Annotated in this window: 2 rRNA genes; both read left to right on the top strand. The window is 57.2% G+C overall.

Annotated elements, in window-relative coordinates:
* Nucleotides 1-108: 108 nt before the first annotated feature.
* Nucleotides 109-3217: ribosomal RNA gene (locus tag GA0070215_RS27705) — 23S ribosomal RNA — on the top strand.
* A 79-nt stretch (nt 3218-3296) separates the two neighbouring features.
* Nucleotides 3297-3413, top strand: a 5S ribosomal RNA gene (gene rrf, locus GA0070215_RS27700).
* Nucleotides 3414-3415 lie beyond the last annotated feature (2 nt).

Genomic DNA, 3415 nt, shown 5'->3' with positions numbered 1-3415 from the left:
GGCCTGGTCTCGCATACCGCTGGTGGAGTGCCGGGTCTTGGTGTGGGGCTGTGGGGTTGTGGGTTGGTTGTTTGTTGAGAATTGCACAGTGGACGCGAGCATCTTTGTGGTCAAGTTGTCAAGGGCGAACGGTGGATGCCTTGGCACCAGGAGCCGATGAAGGACGTGGGAGGCCGCGATAGGCCTGGGGGAGCTGTCAACCAAGCTGTGATCCCAGGGTGTCCGAATGGGGAAACCCGGCATCAGTCATGTGATGTCACCCGCACCTGAACACATAGGGTGTGTGGGGGGAACGCGGGGAAGTGAAACATCTCAGTACCCGTAGGAAGAGAAAACAAATAGTGATTCCGTGAGTAGTGGCGAGCGAAAGCGGATTGAGGCTAAACCGGCGGCGTGTGATACCTGTCAGGGGTTGCGTGGTCGGGGTTGTGGGACCCTGCTGAGTGTGCTGACACGCATTCGAGAAGTTACAAAGCCAGTGGTTAGTCGAACAGTCTGGAATGGCTGACCGTAGACGGTGATAGTCCGGTAGGTGAAAGTTGCTGGTCTTCTGTGGGTGTTCCCGAGTAGCGGCGGACTCCTGAAATCTGCCGTGAATCTGCCAGGACCACCTGGTAAGCCTAAATACTTCCTGGTGACCGATAGCGGACGAGTACCGTGAGGGAATGGTGAAAAGTACCCCGGGAGGGGAGTGAAATAGTACCTGAAACCGTTCGCCTACAATCCGTCGGAGCCTTGCGGGGTGACGGCGTGCCTTTTGAAGAATGAGCCTGCGAGTTAGTGGCATGTGGCGAGGTTAACCCGTGTGGGGGAGCCGTAGCGAAAGCGAGTCTGAATAGGGCGTTTGAGTCGCATGCTCTAGACCCGAAGCGGAGTGATCTAGCCATGGGCAGGCTGAAGCGCGGGTAAGACCGCGTGGAGGGCCGAACCCACCAACGTTGAAAAGTTGGGGGATGACCTGTGGTTAGGGGTGAAAGGCCAATCAAACTCCGTGATAGCTGGTTCTCCCCGAAATGCATTTAGGTGCAGCGTCGCGTGTTTCTTGCCGGAGGTAGAGCACTGGATGGTCTAGGGGGCCCACAAGCTTACCGAAATCAGCCAAACTCCGAATGCCGGTAAGTGAGAGCGCGGCAGTGAGACTGCGGGGGATAAGCTTCGTAGTCGAGAGGGAAACAGCCCAGATCACCAGCTAAGGCCCCTAAGCGTGTGCTAAGTGGAAAAGGATGTGGGGTCGCATAGACAACCAGGAGGTTGGCTTAGAAGCAGCCACCCTTTAAAGAGTGCGTAATAGCTCACTGGTCAAGTGGTTCCGCGCCGACAATGTAGCGGGGCTCAAGCACACCGCCGAAGCTGTGGCATTCACACTTTAACTTCGTGTCTCCTTGATGGGGCATGCAGGTGTGTGGGTGGGTAGGGGAGCGTCGTGCCGGGGGTGAAGCAGCGGGGTGACCCAGTTGTGGACGCGGCACGAGTGAGAATGCAGGCATGAGTAGCGAAAGAAGGGTGAGAAACCCTTCCGCCGGATGACCAAGGGTTCCAGGGCCAGGCTAATCCGCCCTGGGTGAGTCGGGACCTAAGGCGAGGCCGAGAGGCGTAGTCGATGGACAACGGGTTGATATTCCCGTACCCGCGAAAGAGCGTCCCTGATGAACCTCGTTGTGCTAACCACCCAAACTGGCTGAGACTTTCGGGTCGAGGTTGGGGAGCGTGGGAACCTGGCGGGTAGTAGTCAAGCGATGGGGTGACGCAGGAAGGTAGCTGATCCCGGCCGGTGGTTGTGCCGGGGTAAGCGTGTAGGCCGTGCCGTAGGTAAATCCGCGGCGCACAGAGGCTGAGACGTGATGCCGAGCCGATTCAGGTGAAGTCAGTGATCCTATGCTGCCGAGAAAAGCCTCTAGCGAGTTCTGAGCGGCCCGTACCCCAAACCGACACAGGTGGTCAGGTAGAGAATACCGAGGCGATCGGGCGAACTGTGGTTAAGGAACTCGGCAAATTGCCCCCGTAACTTAGGGAGAAGGGGGGCCGGAGACGTGAAGCCCCGCGCGGGTGGAGCGTTGTATGGCCGCAGAGAGCAGGGGGAAGCGACTGTTTACTAAAAACACAGGTCCATGCGAAGAAGTAATTCGATGTATATGGACTGACGCCTGCCCGGTGCTGGAACGTTAAGGGGACCTGTTAGCTCTTCGGGGCGAAGCGGAGAACTTAAGCGCCAGTAAACGGCGGTGGTAACTATAACCATCCTAAGGTAGCGAAATTCCTTGTCGGGTAAGTTCCGACCTGCACGAATGGCGTAACGACTTCCCCACTGTCTCAACCACAGGCCCGGCGAAATTGCAGTACGAGTAAAGATGCTCGTTACGCGCGGCAGGACGGAAAGACCCCGGGACCTTTACTATAGCTTGACATTGGTATCTGAATTAGCTTGTGTAGGATAGGTGGGAGCCGGTGAAGTCCATACGCCAGTATGGGTGGAGGCAATCTTGAAATACCACTCTGGTTGATTTGGGTATCTAACTTCGGACCGTTATCCGGTTCAGGGACAGTGTCTGGTGGGTAGTTTAACTGGGGCGGTTGCCTCCTAAAGGGTAACGGAGGCGCCCAAAGGTTCCCTCAGCCTGGTTGGCAATCAGGTGTTGAGTGCAAGTGCACAAGGGAGCTTGACTGTGAGACTGACAGGTCGAGCAGGGACGAAAGTCGGGACTAGTGATCCGGCACTGGCATGTGGAAGCGGTGTCGCTCAACGGATAAAAGGTACCCCGGGGATAACAGGCTGATCTTCCCCAAGAGTCCATATCGACGGGATGGTTTGGCACCTCGATGTCGGCTCGTCGCATCCTGGGGCTGTAGCAGGTCCCAAGGGTTGGGCTGTTCGCCCATTAAAGCGGTACGCGAGCTGGGTTTAGAACGTCGTGAGACAGTTCGGTCCCTATCCGCCGTGCGCGTAGGATACTTGAGAAGGGCTGTCCCTAGTACGAGAGGACCGGGACGGACGAACCTCTGGTGTGCCAGTTGTCCCGCCAGGGGCACGGCTGGTTAGCTACGTTCGGAAGGGATAACCGCTGAAAGCATCTAAGCGGGAAGCTCGCTTCAAGATGAGGTATCCCACCCACATTTGTGGGGTAAGGCCCCCAGCTAGACGACTGGGTTGATAGGCCGGAAATGTAAGCCCGGTAACGGGTTCAGTTGACCGGTACTAATAGGCCGAGGACTTGACTACCAAGCTGCTACGCGTCCACTGTGCAACTCTGAACAAACTGCCGCCCGTGTTGTTGGGTTGGTTGACATGTTCATAGAGTTACGGCGGTCATGGCGGAGGGGAAACGCCCGGTCACATTCCGAACCCGGAAGCTAAGCCCTCCAGCGCCGATGGTACTGCACTCGGGAGGGTGTGGGAGAGTAGGACACCGCCGGACAA

Origin of the sequence: Micromonospora marina (assembly GCF_900091565.1) — a bacterium.
Taxonomy (GTDB): domain Bacteria; phylum Actinomycetota; class Actinomycetes; order Mycobacteriales; family Micromonosporaceae; genus Micromonospora; species Micromonospora marina.
The sequence above is the reverse complement of the archived record's forward strand: the minus strand, read 5'-3'. Positions and strand labels throughout refer to the sequence as shown.